At 62.2% G+C, this 16,640-nt stretch carries 13 protein-coding genes; 5 read left to right on the top strand and 8 right to left on the bottom strand.

Translation table 11 applies throughout. The annotated features are described in order from the left end of the window. Window positions 1-6: 6 nt before the first annotated feature. A complete protein-coding gene (locus AAFP29_RS15960; protein ID WP_419218377.1) occupies window positions 7-1,410 on the bottom strand; it encodes a cystathionine beta-synthase in 1,404 nt (467 codons plus the stop codon). 72 nt (window positions 1,411-1,482) lie between these two features. After that, the gene (locus tag AAFP29_RS15965) at window positions 1,483-2,712 is read right to left on the bottom strand and encodes an SMI1/KNR4 family protein (RefSeq protein ID WP_419218378.1); all 1,230 of its coding nucleotides are present in this window, start codon (window positions 2,710-2,712) and stop codon (window positions 1,483-1,485) included. Window positions 2,713-2,837: 125 nt separating this feature from the next. On the opposite strand from AAFP29_RS15965, the gene AAFP29_RS15970 reads away from it, so the two are divergent. Together AAFP29_RS15970 and AAFP29_RS15975 are read left to right on the top strand one after the other, a co-directional pair. Continuing rightward, on the top strand, window positions 2,838-3,791 hold the full coding sequence (locus AAFP29_RS15970) for an SGNH/GDSL hydrolase family protein (protein ID WP_419218379.1): 954 nt from the start codon (window positions 2,838-2,840) through the stop codon (window positions 3,789-3,791). A gap of 49 nt (window positions 3,792-3,840) precedes the next feature. Beyond that, window positions 3,841-5,064, top strand: coding sequence for an acetyl-CoA C-acetyltransferase (locus AAFP29_RS15975; RefSeq protein WP_419218380.1), 1,224 nt, complete (start codon window positions 3,841-3,843; stop codon window positions 5,062-5,064). Window positions 5,065-5,133: 69 nt separating this feature from the next. Here the strand turns inward: AAFP29_RS15975 and AAFP29_RS15980 are convergent, their stop codons facing one another. From AAFP29_RS15980 to AAFP29_RS15995, 4 genes are all read right to left on the bottom strand, one after another. After that, window positions 5,134-6,642: an MDR family MFS transporter gene (locus AAFP29_RS15980; protein ID WP_419218381.1), complete on the bottom strand. Its 1,509-nt coding sequence runs from the start codon at window positions 6,640-6,642 to the stop codon at window positions 5,134-5,136. A gap of 165 nt (window positions 6,643-6,807) precedes the next feature. Then, window positions 6,808-7,689 carry a Bax inhibitor-1/YccA family membrane protein gene (locus tag AAFP29_RS15985; RefSeq protein ID WP_419218382.1) on the bottom strand — a complete coding sequence of 294 codons (882 nt, stop codon included), beginning with the start codon at window positions 7,687-7,689 and terminating at the stop codon, window positions 6,808-6,810. 101 nt (window positions 7,690-7,790) lie between these two features. After that, a complete protein-coding gene (locus AAFP29_RS15990) occupies window positions 7,791-8,501 on the bottom strand; it encodes a TetR/AcrR family transcriptional regulator (protein WP_419218383.1) in 711 nt (236 codons plus the stop codon). Then, window positions 8,498-10,717, bottom strand: a complete 2,220-nt coding sequence (locus AAFP29_RS15995; RefSeq protein WP_419218384.1) for an MMPL family transporter — start codon at window positions 10,715-10,717, stop codon at window positions 8,498-8,500. Before AAFP29_RS15995 ends, AAFP29_RS15990 begins: the two co-directional genes overlap by 4 nt. A 204-nt stretch (window positions 10,718-10,921) precedes the next feature. Between AAFP29_RS15995 and AAFP29_RS16000 the strand changes: the two genes are divergently transcribed. The 3 genes from AAFP29_RS16000 to AAFP29_RS16010 all read left to right on the top strand — a co-directional run bounded on the left by AAFP29_RS16000 (window position 10,922) and on the right by AAFP29_RS16010 (window position 14,796). Beyond that, window positions 10,922-12,052: a phosphotransferase family protein gene (locus AAFP29_RS16000; protein WP_419218385.1), complete on the top strand. Its 1,131-nt coding sequence runs from the start codon at window positions 10,922-10,924 to the stop codon at window positions 12,050-12,052. Beyond that, the gene (locus AAFP29_RS16005; RefSeq protein WP_419218386.1) at window positions 12,049-13,164 is read left to right on the top strand and encodes a hypothetical protein; all 1,116 of its coding nucleotides are present in this window, start codon (window positions 12,049-12,051) and stop codon (window positions 13,162-13,164) included. The genes AAFP29_RS16000 and AAFP29_RS16005 overlap by 4 nt, the downstream gene beginning before the upstream one ends. A 114-nt stretch (window positions 13,165-13,278) precedes the next feature. Further along, complete coding sequence (locus AAFP29_RS16010) at window positions 13,279-14,796, top strand: multicopper oxidase family protein (protein WP_419218387.1); 1,518 nt, start codon at window positions 13,279-13,281, stop codon at window positions 14,794-14,796. 5 nt (window positions 14,797-14,801) lie between these two features. Here the strand turns inward: AAFP29_RS16010 and AAFP29_RS16015 are convergent, their stop codons facing one another. Further along, the gene (locus AAFP29_RS16015; protein ID WP_419218388.1) at window positions 14,802-15,437 is read right to left on the bottom strand and encodes a response regulator; all 636 of its coding nucleotides are present in this window, start codon (window positions 15,435-15,437) and stop codon (window positions 14,802-14,804) included. Next, window positions 15,434-16,612, bottom strand: a complete 1,179-nt coding sequence (locus tag AAFP29_RS16020) for a sensor histidine kinase (protein ID WP_419218389.1) — start codon at window positions 16,610-16,612, stop codon at window positions 15,434-15,436. The genes AAFP29_RS16015 and AAFP29_RS16020 overlap by 4 nt, the downstream gene beginning before the upstream one ends. Window positions 16,613-16,640 lie beyond the last annotated feature (28 nt).

Here is a 16,640-nt window from a genome sequence, read left to right on the forward strand (position 1 = left end):
GGTTGCCTAGTGCGCGCTGGGTGTTGGGTGGCTGGTCACGAAGGCCAGGAGATCATGACGAGTGATTACACCGATGGGTTTGCCCTCATCGACAACCATCAGCGCATCGGATTCACTCAGAGCCTTGGTCGCGACCGACACCGGCTCACCGGAGCCGATTAGCGGAAACGGCTCGCCCATATGCGCGGACACCGGGTCGGCGAGGCTGGCACGTCCCTCGAAGACCGCGGACAGCAGGTCGCGCTCGGTGACCGCGCCCGCGACCTCACCCGCCATGATCGGCGGCTCAGCGCCAACCACAGGCATCTGGGAGACGCTGTACTCACGAAGGATCTCGATGGCGTCGCGCAAGGTTTCTGACGGATGCGTGTGCACCAGATCCGGCATAGCTCCTGATTTTCCGCGCAGGACGTCGCCGACCAGCGGCTCACCCTTCTGCTTGCCGTCGAGGGTGCTGCGCAAGAAGCCGTAGCTGCTCATCCACTCGTCGTTGAAGATCTTGGCCATATATCCGCGGCCACCGTCGGGCAGCAGGACGACGACCACGGCATCGGGGCCTTCACGCTCGGCGACTTGGAGCGCGGCGACGACGGCCATACCGCATGAGCCGCCGACGAGCAGTCCCTCTTCGCGCGCAAGACGTCGGGTCATCTCGAAGGAGTCGGCATCGGAGACGGCGATGATCTCGTCGGGAATCGACGGGTCGTAGGCGTCGGGCCAGAAGTCCTCGCCGACGCCCTCGACCAGATACGGTCGGCCGCTGCCACCGGAGTACACCGATCCTTCGGGGTCGGCGCCGATCACCTTGACCGCGCCACCCGAGACCTCCTTGAGGTAACGACCGGTGCCGGTGATCGTCCCGCCGGTGCCGACGCCGGCCACGAAGTGCGTGATTTTGCCGTCGGTGTCGGCCCAGATCTCGGGTCCGGTGGTCTCGTAATGACTCTGTGGGCCAGCCGGATTCGCGTACTGGTTCGGCTTCCACGCGCCGTCGATCTCGCGGACGAGCCGATCGGAGACGTTGTAGTAGCTGTCGGGATGCTCCGGTGGCACCGCGGTCGGACACACCACCACCTCGGCACCGTATGCACGCAACACATTGCGCTTGTCCTCGCCGACCTTGTCGGGACACACGAAAACGCATTTGTAGCCGCGCTGTTGCGCAACGAGTGCGAGACCGATGCCGGTGTTGCCCGATGTCGGCTCCACGATGGTGCCACCGGGCTTAAGTTCACCCGACGCCTCGGCTGCATCGATCATCCGCACGGCGATGCGATCCTTGGAGCTGCCGCCGGGGTTGAGGTATTCCACTTTGGCTGCCACGAGACCGGATCCGGGCTCGGTCACCGAGTTGAGTTTGACCAGGGGGGTGTTGCCGACCAAGTCGATCACGTGATTGGCGATGCGCATGCTTCTATCGTCCCATCAGTGCGATGACTGGCTTTCATCGGTACCCGCCCCTCTGCGCGCACCTCAGCGTCGTCATTGTGCGCGCGGAATGTTCTTCATTGCCTCGGCCCGCCAGTAGGCGTCATCGGCGAACGCCAGAAGATATTCTCGAGCGTCGCCCCGCGATGGCTCGTAGGCTCCACTCAAAGGCGTAACCAATGGATCGTCCAGCAGGCTGCGGACCGCACCGTCTCGACGATCCACTCCATAAACCCAGTAACGAGGCACACTCGGACCGGTTATGTCCCCGGCCCGCTGGGCGACAATCTGACGATGGGCAAACGGAATCGCAGGAATTTTCGCGAGCCGACCGGTGATCTCATCCCGTATCGCGTCTTCGTCAACGCTTTCACCGGTACTTGCCGCGACCGACGACTTGATCCACAGTTGGCTATCAATCTCCGAGTCAGCCGCCGAATGCCGCAACTGCTCCCAACTATCCACGTCGGCGATTTCATCGGCTGACAAGATATGGATGTTGACATGGTCGAGCCCGTTACTCGTTTGCAGCACTGCTCGATGGGCAACGTGAAGCTCAGTTCCCAATACTTTCTCCAACTCCGCGAGTTCGGCGTCGGTCACTCCCGGGCGTCGACCGATCCGGGCGTCGCTGCCCGCCTCCGCTGATAGCTCATCGACCTTGTCGAGGATCTGCGTAACCGTTGGCGGATTGACTCGGATGTCTCGTCCCCACGTCCGAGCGTGGTCACCCTTAACCTCCCAATCAACGAATTCCCGAAACTTCGTCAATTTCGCAGACATTAGGTCATAGAAGTCCGAATGGATTCCGCCGCCGATTACGTCGAAATCGCCCAACTCGAATGCCGCTCCGGCCCGGTGTTCACCGCCGTCTGCGGTGTAGAGAAAGCATTCACCCGTCCATCCGTTGTCGTAGGCGATCACCGGCAAGAGGTGCGGCCAGTTCTTTTCGACACCGAGTTTTTCGGCGAGCCAGTCACCTTCACCGAAGAAGATCGCCAACGTTTCGCACATCGCTTCCCACCGTGGCCCTTGGCCGAGTTCGTCGGTGCCGAGAATGGACTCACCAATGTCGTAGTCATCCCACCCGTTCGCGACTGAAAGCATCGTCCGGTGGTCGTCGGGTAGTCGATAACCGAGTCTGGTCTCGGCTTCTCGAATCTGCTCTTCGGTCGCCCCGGCATTCGGTGTCGTCGCGTCGAATAGGTCGCCCGCTTGGGCTACTCGTGCGACCTCGGCCGTGTAGGCAGCCAACAATTCCCGCCACTGTTCCGGTGATGACATAACCCGCCCCTCATAGAGATAATGCACTTGAAGTCGAGGATATCGAACATCGCCCGCCGCAACACGCTCAACACCGATGCCCCACTGGCGACAGCACGCCATCGGCACCCACTACTCTGAACTTCGTGTCGCATCCAGACGGGCATGAACAGAGCCGGGTACAGACGCGGGTCCTACGCGACGTCGGCGCAACAGTGGCAGCCGCGGCCGCCAGTGCCGGGGCTTCCTGGGCGGCCTGGAACTACCTCAACAGTCAGGCCGCTGCCGCACGCAAAGTGATTCCGCATCGCACCGATAACGCGCCCGACGGTGACGGCGTCTACCTCCCACACGACGATCCGCGCGGACCAGGGCCGATTCGCTACACCCGCGGGATGGATATCGACCTGCGCCTGATGGTCTTCGGCGACTCGACGGCCGCGGGATTGGGCGTCGAGACCGCTGCCGAAACACCCGGCGCGCAATTGGCCCGACGGGTCGTCGACGAAACCGGAAAGACGGTGCGGTACAGCAACAAAGCCATCGTCGGCGCGACGTCGAAGGGCCTGGCCGCCCAGATCGACGCCACCATCGTCGCGCGCGAACGACCCGATGTCGCCGTTATTCTCATCGGCGCAAATGACGTCACGGCGAAGAACTTCCCCCGCGCATCCGCGAAACGTCTCGGCGACGCCGTTGCTCAGCTTGTTGAGGTCGGCGCCAAGGTCATCGTCGGGACCTGCCCTGATTTCGGCGTGATCACCGCGATTCCACAGCCGCTGCGCAGCGTCCTCCGCCGGTACGGCATGAGCCTGGCATCTGCTCAACGCAGTGCGGTTCGTAGCAACGGCGGTCACCCGGTTCCGATGGCCGACGTCCTCGCGAAAGAATTCCTGTCCCGCCCCGATTCAATGTTTTCACCGGACCGCTACCACCCGTCCGCTGCCGGCTACGCCCTAGCCGCCGACAATCTGCTGCCCGAGGTGCTTGCCGCGATCGGCGAATGGGGACCGGGACCGCTGCCGCAGCCGCCGGTCGTTTCGGAGGCAGTCGAAGAGAACAAGCTCGTCAACCGATTGGCCCGCAAGGTCTTGGGATAACCCCCGACCGACGAATCCACTGTCCTACGCCACGAGTAACGTAAGCCCTATGCCAGAAGCAGTGATTGTCGCCCATGCCCGTTCGCCTATCGGTCGCGCCGGAAAGGGGTCCCTCAAGGACGTCCGGCCCGACGAGTTGTCCCGCCAGATGGTGGCCGCAGCTCTCGCCAAGGTTCCCGAACTCGACCCCAAAGACATTGAGGACATCCACTGGGGCATCGGACAGCCCGGCGGTCAGGGTGGCTACAACATCGGTCGCGTCATCGCCGTGGAACTCGGCTATGATCACATCCCCGGTGTGACCGTCAACCGTTACTGCTCGTCGTCGCTGCAGACCACCCGCATGGCACTGCACGCGATCAAGGCCGGCGAGGCCGACGTCATCATCTCCGGCGGCGTCGAGAGCGTGTCGAGTTTCGGTGTAGCCGGCGCGGCCGACGGTCTGCCCAACTCAAAGAACCCGCTGTTCGCCGACGCCGAGGCGCGTACCGCTAAGACCGCCGAAGGCGGCGCCGGTACCTGGCACGATCCTCGCCAGGATGGCCTGATCCCCGACGTCTACATCGCGATGGGCCAGACCGCGGAGAACGTCGCAAGTTTCACCGGCATCTCGCGTGAAGACCAGGATCGCTGGGGCGTGCTGAGTCAGAACCGCGCCGAAAAGGCTATCGCCGACGGGTTCTTCGCTCGCGAGATCGATCCGGTGACCCTCGCCGACGGTTCGCAGGTCAGCACTGACGACGGTCCCCGCGCCGGAACCACCTACGACAAGATCAGTCAGCTCAAGCCGGTCTTCCGTCCCGACGGCACCATCACCGCGGGTAACGCCTGTCCACTCAACGATGGTGCGGCCGCGCTGGTCATCATGAGCGACACCAAGGCAAAGGAACTGGGCCTCACCCCGCTGGCACGCGTTGTCGCGACAGCGGCCACCGGACTGTCCCCGGAGATCATGGGTCTGGGCCCGATCGAGGCCATCCGCAAGGTGCTGCGGATCGCCGGACTGTCGATCAACGACATCGACCTCACCGAAATCAACGAGGCGTTCGCGGTTCAGGTGCTCGGCTCGGCAAAAGAGCTCGGCATCGATCACGACAAGCTAAATGTCTCCGGTGGCGCCATTGCCTTGGGCCACCCCTTCGGCATGACCGGTGCCCGCATCACCACCACCCTGCTGAACAACCTGCAGACCCACGACAAGACGCTCGGCATCGAGTCGATGTGTGTCGGCGGCGGCCAGGGTATGGCGATGGTGCTTGAGCGCCTGAGCTGAGCCTCGTAAGCCGACAATTCGGCCCGACTGACAACTTGTCAGTCGGGCCGAATCTCGTTGGACAGCAAGCTAGTTCACTGCGACCTTATTGTCGGCGCTGCCATCGAGATCATCAGTGCCGTCGAGCTCTTCCGGTCCAGATACCGATCCGTCGGACGCTGCGGGCCGACGCACCAGTAGGCCGAGCGCGATCAACACGATGCCCATCACACCGGCGACGATGAAGACCGTCTGCACGCCGTCGGCGATTGCCTGCGCCGACGGCACCCCGGCCTCGCGGTGGTTGGTCGCGACCACGGTCATCACTGTGATGAACAATGCGGTGCCAATAGCGCCGGCCACTTGTTGCAGGGTTCCGACCACCGCCGATCCGTATGAATACAGTTGCGGCGGAACCGAACTCAGGCCAAGCGTCATCAGCGGCGTGAATGTTGCCGCGAGGCCAAGGCACAGGACCAGATTCGCCGCGAGCAACTGCCAGATCGAGGTGTCGACGCTGACCGTTGTGAGCATCCAGGCGCCAGCGGCGACGAGGATCGTGCCCGGAATGACGAGCGGTCGCGGCCCGCGCAGGTCGTAGATCCGACCGATCAGCGGCGACGCCACACCCATGACCACTCCACCCGGCAACGTGATCAGTCCGGTTTTGAACGCGTCAAGTTCGAGGACGGTCTGCGCGAAATATGGCACGACGATGAATGTGCCCATCATCGTGGCCATTCCAGTCAGCATCACAATCACCGACAAGGTGAACGCACGGGACCGAAAGACCCGCAGATCCAGCAAGGCGCTGTCGGTCCGTTGCAGAATGATCTGCCGCGTCACAAACCCGCCCAGAGCCACGGTGCCGACAACGAGCGGTATCCACGGCGTCACGGGTGCGTCACCTTCGACTGACTCGCCGATAGCGGCCAGTCCGTAGACGATGCCACCGAAGCCGAGGACGGCCAACGGGATCGACGCCAGGTCCATCGGCGACGACGATCGCTCACCGACGTCGCGGATGACCGATGCCCCGATGACGAGGGCCAGCACCGCGATCGGGGCGACGACGTAGAAGATGGTGCGCCAACCGAAGTGATCGAGAATGAATCCGGACAGAGTCGGACCGAGCGCCGGGGCCACCGCGATCACCACCGAGATATTGCCCATCATCACGCCGCGCCGGTCTTCGGGCACGAGCGTCATCACCGTCGTCATGAGCAACGGCAACATGATGGCTGTGCCCAGGGCCTGGACGACCCGCGCTACGAGCAGGACCTCGAATCCCGGTGCGGCGGAAGCGAGAACCGTTCCGGCGGTGAACAGTGTCATCGCCGCAATAAACATGGTGCGAGTACCGAAACGCTGAATCAGGTAACCGGTGAGCGGAATGACGATCGCCATGGTCAGCATGAACGCGGTGGTGAGCCATTGCCCGACGCTGGGTGCGACGCCGAGACTCTTCTGCAGCACGGGGATCGCCACGCTCATCACGGTCTCGTTGAGAATGACCACGAAACTCGCGACCAGCAGTGTGCCGATGACGGTCATATCCGACCGGGATAGTCGGTGGGGCGCAATCTGTTCGGCAGGCATGCTCGAGTCCTCTCGTTTGGTGTTCGCCAAGACAGACCCCCATCGCTGACGAAAATCATCGGTGAAACTAGCATCGCCGCCGCATGTCACGCGAGTGATTTTCAGGCAGGCACATGACAACGCCCCCATCCGCCGAAGCGAATGGGGGCGTTGGGCAACCTCCGACTAGTCGGAGTTGAAGTAGCTGAGCAGTCGCAAGATCTCGACGTAGAGCCACACCAGGGTGACAGTCAGGCCGAGGGCCACGCCCCACGCAGCCTTCGACGGTGCACCGGCGCGAATCAGACGGTCAGCCGAGTCGAAGTCGAGCAGGAAGCTGAACGCCGCCAACGCGATGCAGACGAGGGAGAAGACGATTGCGAGCGGACCACCACTACGCAGGCCGATACCCTCGCCACCGTTGAAAATGCCGATGACCAAGTTGCCGACCATCAGCACTAACACGCCGACCAGTCCGGCCAGCAGCATCCGGGTGAATCGCGGGGTGACGCGGATGGCGCCGACCTTGTAGACGATCAGCATGCCGAAGAACACACCGAAGGTGCCCAGGATGGCCTGACTGATCATCGCCCCGGCGGAAGTGTCGTTGGAAACGATCATGTTGGCGAAGACGAATGAAATCGCGCCGACGAACAGGCCCTCGAACGCCGCGTACGCGAGCACGATCGCCGGATTGTCCTGTTTACGCCCGAACGATGCGACCATCACCAACGCGAAGCCGACCAGGCCGCCGACGAGTGTCAGCGGCATTGCCAGCGAATTGTTGGAATCGACCACGAAATACGACGCGATCGCGGTCAGTGTGAGCACCACCAGGGTGATCGCGGTCTTGGTGACGACATCGTCGATCGTGAGCTGGCGTCCGACGACCGGTGCCTGCTGCTGGGGATAGGGCTGCTGTTGGCCGTACTGATTGGCCATCGCGCCGGCACCGGCCATGCCAGCACCGAATCCGGCGTAACCACCCTGGTTCATTCCAGGTTGCTGGTAGCCGGTCTGGTTATCGCGGACAACGCCGCGCATAACCGGGTTGCTACTTTCTCGCACCTTGACTCCTTAGGTGTAGATGCTCAGGTTCAATTGGGGGCGAACACTTACTCAGACAACGGTGTCTTGCGCTGTTGAGTTCCGACTTTACCTTCTCTTGACTATTTGGGCTCGTCCAGTGTCATTCGGGCGACGTCACGCAGCGCGGCGAGTGCGGCCCGCGCATCGTCCTCGGTGGGTCGACTACCGAAGACGGCAATCGACGCCCGACCGAAACACACCGCGCGGAGGACATTCTCGGCGAGCGTCAGGTCGTCTCCCCAGGGCAGATGCGGCTTGCTGATCATCAACGAAGCCACACCATGCGACGCCGACCACAGCTCCAGAGCCGCCCCAACCACATCACCGGGCGGATAGAAACCTTCGTCGATGAGCGCCTGCACCGTGCGGGAGAGTCGAAGGAATGCCGCGGTCGCGAGTACTTCGTCCACCATCGAACCGTTGTCACACGTGGCGGGGTGAGTGAAGGCCAATTCGTAGAGCACCGGATTGGCAATTGCGAAGCGCACATAGGCCATCCCTTCGGCAAGGGCCCGTTCGAGCGGATCATCGATACCCACCCCCGCTGTCGACAGAACATCGTCGAGTTGTTCAAACGCCTGCGCGGTGACGGCGTCGAGCAGTTGATCTTTGTCGGCGAAATGGAGATAGATCGACGGCGGAGTCACGCCGACTCGACCGGCGACGGCGCGCACCGACACTGCATCGGAGGAACCTTCCTCGGCGAGTAATTCCATTGCGGCCGAGATGATTTCACCACGCAACTGCTCACCAGAACCGCGTGGTGAACGTGCCCGACGGCCCAGCGTCACGTTTTTGCGCCCTCCTCGGACAGTCCAATGCGGTCGTGCAACCGGCGTAGCGGGCCCGGAGCCCACCAGTTAGCGCGGCCGGCGAGTTTCATGAATGACGGCACCAACAACATCCGGATGAGTGTCGCATCCATCAACACCGCGAGCGTCAGACCCACGCCGAACATCCGCATGAACGACACCTGCGAGGCGATCATTCCGGCGAATACGATGCTCATCAACAGCGCGGCGGCGGTAATGACCCGTCCGGTGCTGGCCAGCCCGAAGGCGACGGCATGATCACTGTCCTCGCGCGTCCGGTCCGACGACAACCATTTCTCCCGAATCCGCCCGAGCAGGAAGACCTCGTAATCCATCGACAGACCGAACGCCACGCAGAACATCAACACCGGCATTGTCGACACCAGATAGCCGGTTGAGGTGGTGCCCAGCCCACCCAGGTGCCCCTCCTGGAAGAAGAACACCATCGCCCCGAAGGTTGCGGTCAACGAAAGTACGTTGAGCACCAACGCTTTTAGCGGTAGCACCACACTCCCGGTGAAGAGGAACAGCAGAATGAAGGTCGCGATTCCGATCCACGCGAGAACCCATGGCAGCGCGCCGTAGATCGAGTCGACCGTGTCGACATTCCGCTGGCCGAGGCCGGTGAACAATACCTCCGAACCTGGCCTTGTCACGTCGCGGAGCGCGGTCAGCTGGTTCTCGCCGTCCTCGCTCGTCGGAGTCGCGTTGGTCGACAGGGTAATGATGCTCAGATCTCCCCTCGTATCGGCGGGTGATCCGGGCGCTTTCTGCTCGCCGCGGATATAGCTTCCGCTCGACGACGACACCGAGTTGATGCCGTCGACCTTCGAAAGATCCGCACTGTAACGCGACAAGTCCTGCGCCGACGCACCGCGAACGACGACGGTCACCGTCGAAGACAAGTCTTCGGCGTAGTCGCGCCGGATTTCGTCCTGCACCGATCGTGCGGTCGCCGACGTCGGCAGCACCCGGTCGTCGGGGAAGCCGAATTTCATCGACAGGAACGGCGCTCCGAGTACGAGTAAGAAGATCACCACGACCAGGGCGATAGGTGCCGCGTGCCGGAGAACAAACTGCACCGCGCGGTACCACCACGTCTCTTCGGCGACGCGCACCGTCGGCGCCCCCAAGCCGAGTCGTCGTCGGATCGGGCGGCGCAGATCGAGGGCATCGACGCGATCGCCGAGCAGCATCAACAACGCGGGGGTGAGGATCAGCGCGGCGACCAGTGCCACCACGACGACGCCGATGCCCGCGTAGGCGAACGACTTGAGGAAATACATCGGAAATAGCACCAGGGCCGACAGCGACAAGCCGACGGTGACCGCGGAGAACATGACGGTTCGGCCTGCGGTGGCCATCGACGCGACGATCGCATCTGGACGATTCCGACCTCCGGCCACTTCCTCGCGATAGCGGGAGATGATCAGCAGCGTGTAGTCGATCGCCAGCGCGAGACCCATCGCAGTGGTCAGATTCAGTGCGAATACCGAGACGTCGGTGAAGGACGAGATGATGCGCAACAACGCGAAGGTGCCGATGATCGAGGCGATGCCGACGATGATCGGCAGGCCGGCGGCCACCAGACCGCCGAATACGACGATCAGCACCACAAAACTGATCGGGATGGCGATGGCCTCCGCAATCAACAGGTCGCGCGAGGTTTGCGTATTGACTTGACCGAATACCAATGCCTGACCGCCAACGGTCAGTGTGATGCCCTCCCGTTCACCGGTCAGTTGGTCATCGATTTCTTCAGCGTGTGCGGGCGCCTTGCCTTCGCCACCGGCGAGTGTCGCGATGATGATCGCCGAGTTGCCTTCCCGGCTCTGCAGCGCGGCGGCGGCAGCGGGGTTGTGCCAGACGGACAGGATCGGCCGCTGCACAAATGAATGGGCTTTTAGTTGTTGGATGACTTGCTCGCCGACGCGGCGCGCGGTCGGATCGGTTGCCATATTGACGTTCGGCGCGGCATCGAGTTTGACGACCACCTGCAGGCCGCCGCGAGCGAACTCGTCGTCGAGAATGGTGTTGGCGCGTTCAGATTCTGAATGCGGATCGCTGTATCCGCCCGCGAGCAGCCCCTGCGCCGCACCGGCGCCGAATATGCCCCCTAGTACCAATACGATCAACGCGCCGACCAGCACTACTTTCGGTGCACCGATCACGATGCGGGTAAGGCGGACAAGCATCAGGACTCCCCCAGATTGTCGGACGGCGAACTTGTATTATCAGCGTTAAGTTAACACTCGTAAGTTCGCTGGTCAACGATCATTAGCATCGCTGTCGGTCAATCGACTTGGACGGATGTCCGCAGGTAGATCCGGTATTTCGGCCCATATCCTCACTGGAACGTGTTCTACTTTCGGCAGAGTTGCCGACCTGAGAGTGGACCAATGCCCAACGATGTTGAAAATCCCAGCGACATTGTGAACGCCGACGAGCTCGCGCGGCCGTCGTCGTCGCGTCGCGACCCCGAACTGCTCCGCGAAGCGATCACCGCCTGGCTCGCGACCAAGGTCGACGGCGACGCGTGGGTGACGGACGTGCAAATCCCCTCGGCGAATGGAATGTCGAGTGAGACGATCCTGATCGATGCCGACTGGGCCGGGCGCTCACATCATCTCGTCGCTCGCATCGCGCCGCAACCCGACAGTGATCCAGTCTTTCCGCATTACGACCTCGATCGACAATTCCGCGTCATAGCCCACGTCGCCGCAGCGACCGATGTCCCTGTGCCCGCGTTGTACTGGTCCGAACCCGAGCCGGGCTTCCTCGGCGCTCCGTTCTTCGTGATGGGCCGGGTCGAGGGCGAAATACCTCCTGACGTCATGCCCTACACTTTCGGGTCATGGGTGGGTGACGCGTCCGACGAACAACGCGCGCTGCTACAGACCGAGACGATTCGCGTACTCGCTCAGATACACCAATGTCCGGTGCCCGGCGGCCTTGATATGCCACACGGCGACGAAACGCCGCTGCAAGCGCACATTCGTCGGCTACGCGAGTTCTACGAATGGACAATTAAGGGCCGCAACGGTTCTCCGCTGATCGACCACGGGTTGACGTGGGTCGCAGACAACCTGCCGGAGGAGTCCGACGCGGTACTCACCTGGGGCGACGCTCGAATCGGCAACGTGATCTACACCGACTTCCAGCCGAGCGCCGTGCTCGATTGGGAGATGGCGGCCTACGGACCACGGGAACTCGACATCGCATGGCTCATCTTCTTGCACAGGTTCTTTCAAGATCTAGCCGAGTCAGCCGGGATGCCAGGGCTGCCCGGACTGCTACGCCGTGAGGATGTCGCGGAAGAGTACGCCAAGATCAGCGGGCACCACCCTCAAGACCTCGACTTCTACACCACCTATGCCGCACTGATCCACGCGGTTGTGATGTTTCGTATCCAATGTCGCGCAATCGATTTCGGCCAGGCGCACGCGCCATTCGATCCCGACGACATGATTCTGCATCGTGCCACCCTCGAAGCCATGCTGGCCGGTACCTACTGGGAGAATGTCAAATGATCACCGCGATGGATGAGTTCCCGATTCATCAAGTACCCCAACCGATCGCCTGGCCGGGATCGTCGGACCGCAACTTCTACGATCGGTCCTACTTCAACGCCCACGATCGAACCGGCGACATCTTCGCCATCGCCGGTCTGGGCTATTACCCCAATCTCGGCGTCAAGGACGCGTTCTTCGGAGTTCGCCGCGGCGACACCCAGACCGCGGTCCATTTATCCGATGGCATCGACGGCGATCGCACCAACCAGCGGGTCGGCGGGTTTCGGATCGAAGTGTCCGACCCACTGCGGTCCCTGCGTGTGGTCCTCGACGAAACCGAGGGCATCGCAGCCGATTTGACCTGGACCGGACTCTTCGACGTCGTCCAGGAGCAGCGTCACCTGATGCGACAAGGCTCGAAGGTGACCCTTGACGCACAGCGATTCGCACAACTCGGATCGTGGGCCGGCACCATCGCCATCGACGGCGACGAGATCAACGTCGATCCGTCGACGTGGCTAGGCTCCCGGGACCGATCGTGGGGTATCCGCCCGGTCGGCGAACCCGAACCCGCCGGGAGACCGGCCGATCCGCCGTTCGAGGGTATGTGGTGGCTCTATCTCCCAATAGCTTTCGACGATTTCGCACTCGTCATGATCATTCAGGAGTCGCCGGACGGATTCCGTACCCTCAACGATTGCACGCGAGTGTGGGCTGATGGTCGGGTGGAACAACTCGGCTGGCCTCGAGTGACGATTCACTACACGCCGGCGACGCGTATGCCGACCGGCGCGACGATCATTGCGACCACCGCCGACGGTTCGCCGATCCGATTCGACGTTGAGTCCAAATTGGCGATGCCGCTCCATGTCGGCTGCGGCTACGGCGGTGACCCGGACTGGACGCATGGACTCTGGAAAGGCGACAAATTCGTCGAGCGAGTCACCTACGACATGACCGACCCCGCTGTCGTCGGGCGATCGACCTTCGGCGTCATCGACCACGTCGGTCGCGCAGTTTGTCACACCGATGACGGTGCGACACAAGAGGGTTGGGGAATGTTTGAGCACGGCGCGCTGGGTCGGCACGATCCGTCGGGATTCGCCGACTGGTTGTCGGTGGCGCCGTAGGGTCGAGGGAAGGCTAGTAGCTCACAACACTCCATCGCGCCTCGTCCTTTCGGAGGATAAAGTCCCGTCCCCGCAGAGGATTCGCCACTTTGATCCGCGCCGAACACTGGAGGCATGCTCTCCCGACGCACGATACTCAAGACTCTCGCGGTAGCGCCGATCGTAGGCACGGCCGCATGCACCATTCAGTCAGCTCCACGCACCGCCGCGGTCGACACCCTTCGACCGCTGCCCATTCCACCTCTCGCGCCGTCGGCGGTGGGCAGCGATGGCGTACGACGGTTCACCTTGCGTGCGACGTCGGGCAATTCGGAAATGATCACCGGAAAGCAAACCGCCACCTGGGGATTCAACGGCGCCGTCCTCGGGCCAACTTTGCGAGCGCGGCGGGGTGAGCGCGTAGCGGTCGCGATCACCAACGACCTCCCCGAGCCGACCACAGTGCATTGGCACGGAATGTCGATCCCAGCCGAATTCGACGGTGGTCCCCACCAGATGATCCCGTCCGGCTCGTCCGCCGAACCACGGTGGACTATCGAGCAACAAGCGGCGACGCTGTGGTATCACCCGCACCCCCACGGCACCACTCAACGGCACGTCCTACGCGGCCTATCGGGACTATTTCTGGTCGACGATGCGGACTCCGACTCGCTCGATCTTCCCAAAACCTATGGGGTGGACGATATTCCGGTGATCATCCAAGATCGCCGCTTCACTGCCGAGGGCGCGATCGACGAGGCCGACAACTCCGACATCGGCAGCCTCGGCGACACTATCATCACCAACGGAATTTCCAACGCCTACCTTTCGATTACCACTGGCGCGGTGCGCATGCGAATCCTCAACGGATCCTCCGGCCGCATATACAACCTCGGAATGTCGGATAACCGCAGCTTCGATGTTGTCGGTTCCGACGGCGGCCTACTGCCTTCCCCAGTCACGATGCGACGGATCCAGCTGAGTCCCGGCGAACGCGCCGAGATCGTCATTCGGATATCGCCGGGCGAAAATGTAACTCTCACTTCTAATCCGATCTCAGACCACGGTGGGGTGAAGAAATCCGACGCGGCACAATTCGGAATGGTGGATAGGTTCGATATTCTGCGACTGCGGTGCCGACCGACTCTGGCGCACCGGTCACCGACACCGACCGCTCTGGTTCCCGCGACCCGTATCGTCACCGACCGGGCGGTGCATCGATATTTCGACCTTCAATGGTTCATGATCAATCGGAAGCGAATGGATATGAGCCGCATAGACTTTGAGGCCCGCGTCGGCGGCACCGAGGTGTGGACGGTGCGAAACAAGGACAATTGGCCCCACAATTTCCACGTTCATGACGCGCAGTTCCAGATCATCGATATCGATGGCGACCGGCCACCGGCATATATAGCCGGCCGCAAAGACACCGTCTACATCCCGCCCGGAGGCAGCGTCCGCTTTGCACTGCGCTGGTCAGATCACGCAGATCCAATGTATCCGTACATGTTTCACTGCCATCTGCTGATGCACGAGGACCAGGGCATGATGGGCCAATTCCTGGTGTTGCGGCCCGGACAGCAGGCCGAGCCGATGACTGCGATGCCGGGGATGGGCTCGATGCCGGAGACAGGAGCAGCGCACTCACACTGATGCGCTCACTGACTGCGCAGATGGAAAATCGCGAGCCGTACCCGGTTGTCGCAACCGGTCTTCGACAAGAGATTCGCGACGTGAGTCTTCACCGTCGTGACCGAGAGGTGCAGACGCTCGGCGATTTCGCCGTTACTCATTCCTTCTGCCACGAACCCGAGCACTTCGGTTTCCCGGCCGGTGAGCGAAATCTGTTCATCGGCAACCTTTTCCGTGCGACCGGTACTGACCGCCCGGTCTACCACTCGCTGTAACAACACTGGCGAGAAGACCATTTCACCGTCGGCGACCCGACGGATCGCAACCAATAGCTCTGCTGGTTCGGAGTCTTTGACGACGAATCCCGATGCCCCGGCGGCCAGTGCGGGGTACAGATGATCGTCGTCGTCGAAGGTGGTCAGAACGAGAATACGGCCACGCCGGGCTGTTCCGGCGATCTGCTCGGTAGCACCGATCCCGTCGAGGCCCGGCATCCGTAGATCCATCAGGATCACGTCTGGATCGAGTTCGGCCGATTGCGCGACTGCCTCGACACCATTGCCGGCTTCACCGAGGATCTCGATATCCGGCGCGGACTCACATAACATGCGCAGCCCTGCGCGCACCAACTTCTGATCGTCCGCGATCAACACTCCGATCATCGACCAATCTCCTTGTTGCTCAACGGAATTTCGGCCAGCGTGCGCCAGCATCCAGCATCGGTCGCGCCCGTTGCGAATGTACCGCCGGCCAGATGGACGCGTTCGCGCATGCCGACGATCCCGTGTCCGGCTCCATCGCTGCTGGATGTGCTGTGATTACAGATATCTACGCGAAGCCCGTCGGATCCACCGATGACGGCCACCGATACCGGCCGATCCGCGTCGGCGTATTTGACGACATTCGTCATGGCCTCCTGGATCACACGGAGGACCGCGAGTCGACCGAGCGCGTCAATTCCGTTGAGTTCTGTCGCATCTACGGGCAGCTTTGCCGTCACTGTGAAACCCGATTGGCGCGCCCGGTCGATCGCGGAGATGATCTCCGGAAGAATCTGGTCCGCCTCCACGAATGCGACATCGGCCAGATCCGGATCTCGTAAGGCTTCGAGCAGGCTGCGAATGTCGGCCAACGCGTCCGATGCTGTGTCGTGGACGTCCTCCAGCACTGTTCGGATGGCCTCATCCTCGGGCTTCAGAACATGCTGAGCCACACCGCTTCTCAAGATGATCGACGCTAGCTGGTGAGCGACGAGATCGTGCAATTCTCGTGCCAGTGCGATCCGCTCGTCGGTGCGGGCTTGTTGCCGCACAAGTTCACGTCGCGCTTCGGCGTCGATGGCGCGTTCGCGGTACGACGCAGCCAAGTCGTGCTGCCCGCGCAAGTAGAGGCCGAGTAGGACCGGAAGTCCGACGTAGGCAAGTATCTTCACCGCACTTGCCACCGGCCATGGAGCTGCGTACTCATCGAACACAGCGTCGGCAACCACGGCAGCGGCCCAGGCGACCGCGGCCAGGGCTCCTCGCCTCCATGAACGAGTGCGAGTGATGACGTCGACTACGGCGACCGCGCCGAGATACGGAACCAGTTCAGATAGCCCCCACGCTTCGGTGGCGAACATCGGCACCGCGAGTAGAGCCAACGTGACCGACGCTGCCGTCGGCCACCACTTCCCCGCGATGAATACCGCGACGGCCGCGATCGAGAGCAACCAATAGTGGACAGGCACGCTGTACCGGCCCGGAAAGGAGCTCGCGAGGAGCAGAAGGGGTACGACAATGGCCAGCACATACCGAAGCGATGCGACTACTCGCTCGGCAGTAGGTTCTCTGGCCACCTGCCGAGCCTATCGGTCGAACCAGGAC

Origin of the sequence: Gordonia sp. CPCC 205333 (assembly GCF_048537885.1) — a bacterium.
GTDB lineage: Bacteria > Actinomycetota > Actinomycetes > Mycobacteriales > Mycobacteriaceae > Gordonia.

Coding starts and splice junctions, on each gene's coding strand:
- AAFP29_RS15960 (WP_419218377.1), bottom strand. CDS start 1,410: ATGCGCATCGCCAATCACGTGATCGACTTGGTCGGCAACACCCCCCTG.
- AAFP29_RS15965 (WP_419218378.1), bottom strand. CDS start 2,712: ATGTCATCACCGGAACAGTGGCGGGAATTGTTGGCTGCCTACACGGCC.
- AAFP29_RS15975 (WP_419218380.1), top strand. CDS start 3,841: ATGCCAGAAGCAGTGATTGTCGCCCATGCCCGTTCGCCTATCGGTCGC.
- AAFP29_RS15980 (WP_419218381.1), bottom strand. CDS start 6,642: ATGCCTGCCGAACAGATTGCGCCCCACCGACTATCCCGGTCGGATATG.
- AAFP29_RS15995 (WP_419218384.1), bottom strand. CDS start 10,717: ATGCTTGTCCGCCTTACCCGCATCGTGATCGGTGCACCGAAAGTAGTG.
- AAFP29_RS16000 (WP_419218385.1), top strand. CDS start 10,922: ATGCCCAACGATGTTGAAAATCCCAGCGACATTGTGAACGCCGACGAG.
- AAFP29_RS16005 (WP_419218386.1), top strand. CDS start 12,049: ATGATCACCGCGATGGATGAGTTCCCGATTCATCAAGTACCCCAACCG.
- AAFP29_RS16010 (WP_419218387.1), top strand. CDS start 13,279: ATGCTCTCCCGACGCACGATACTCAAGACTCTCGCGGTAGCGCCGATC.
- AAFP29_RS16015 (WP_419218388.1), bottom strand. CDS start 15,437: ATGATCGGAGTGTTGATCGCGGACGATCAGAAGTTGGTGCGCGCAGGG.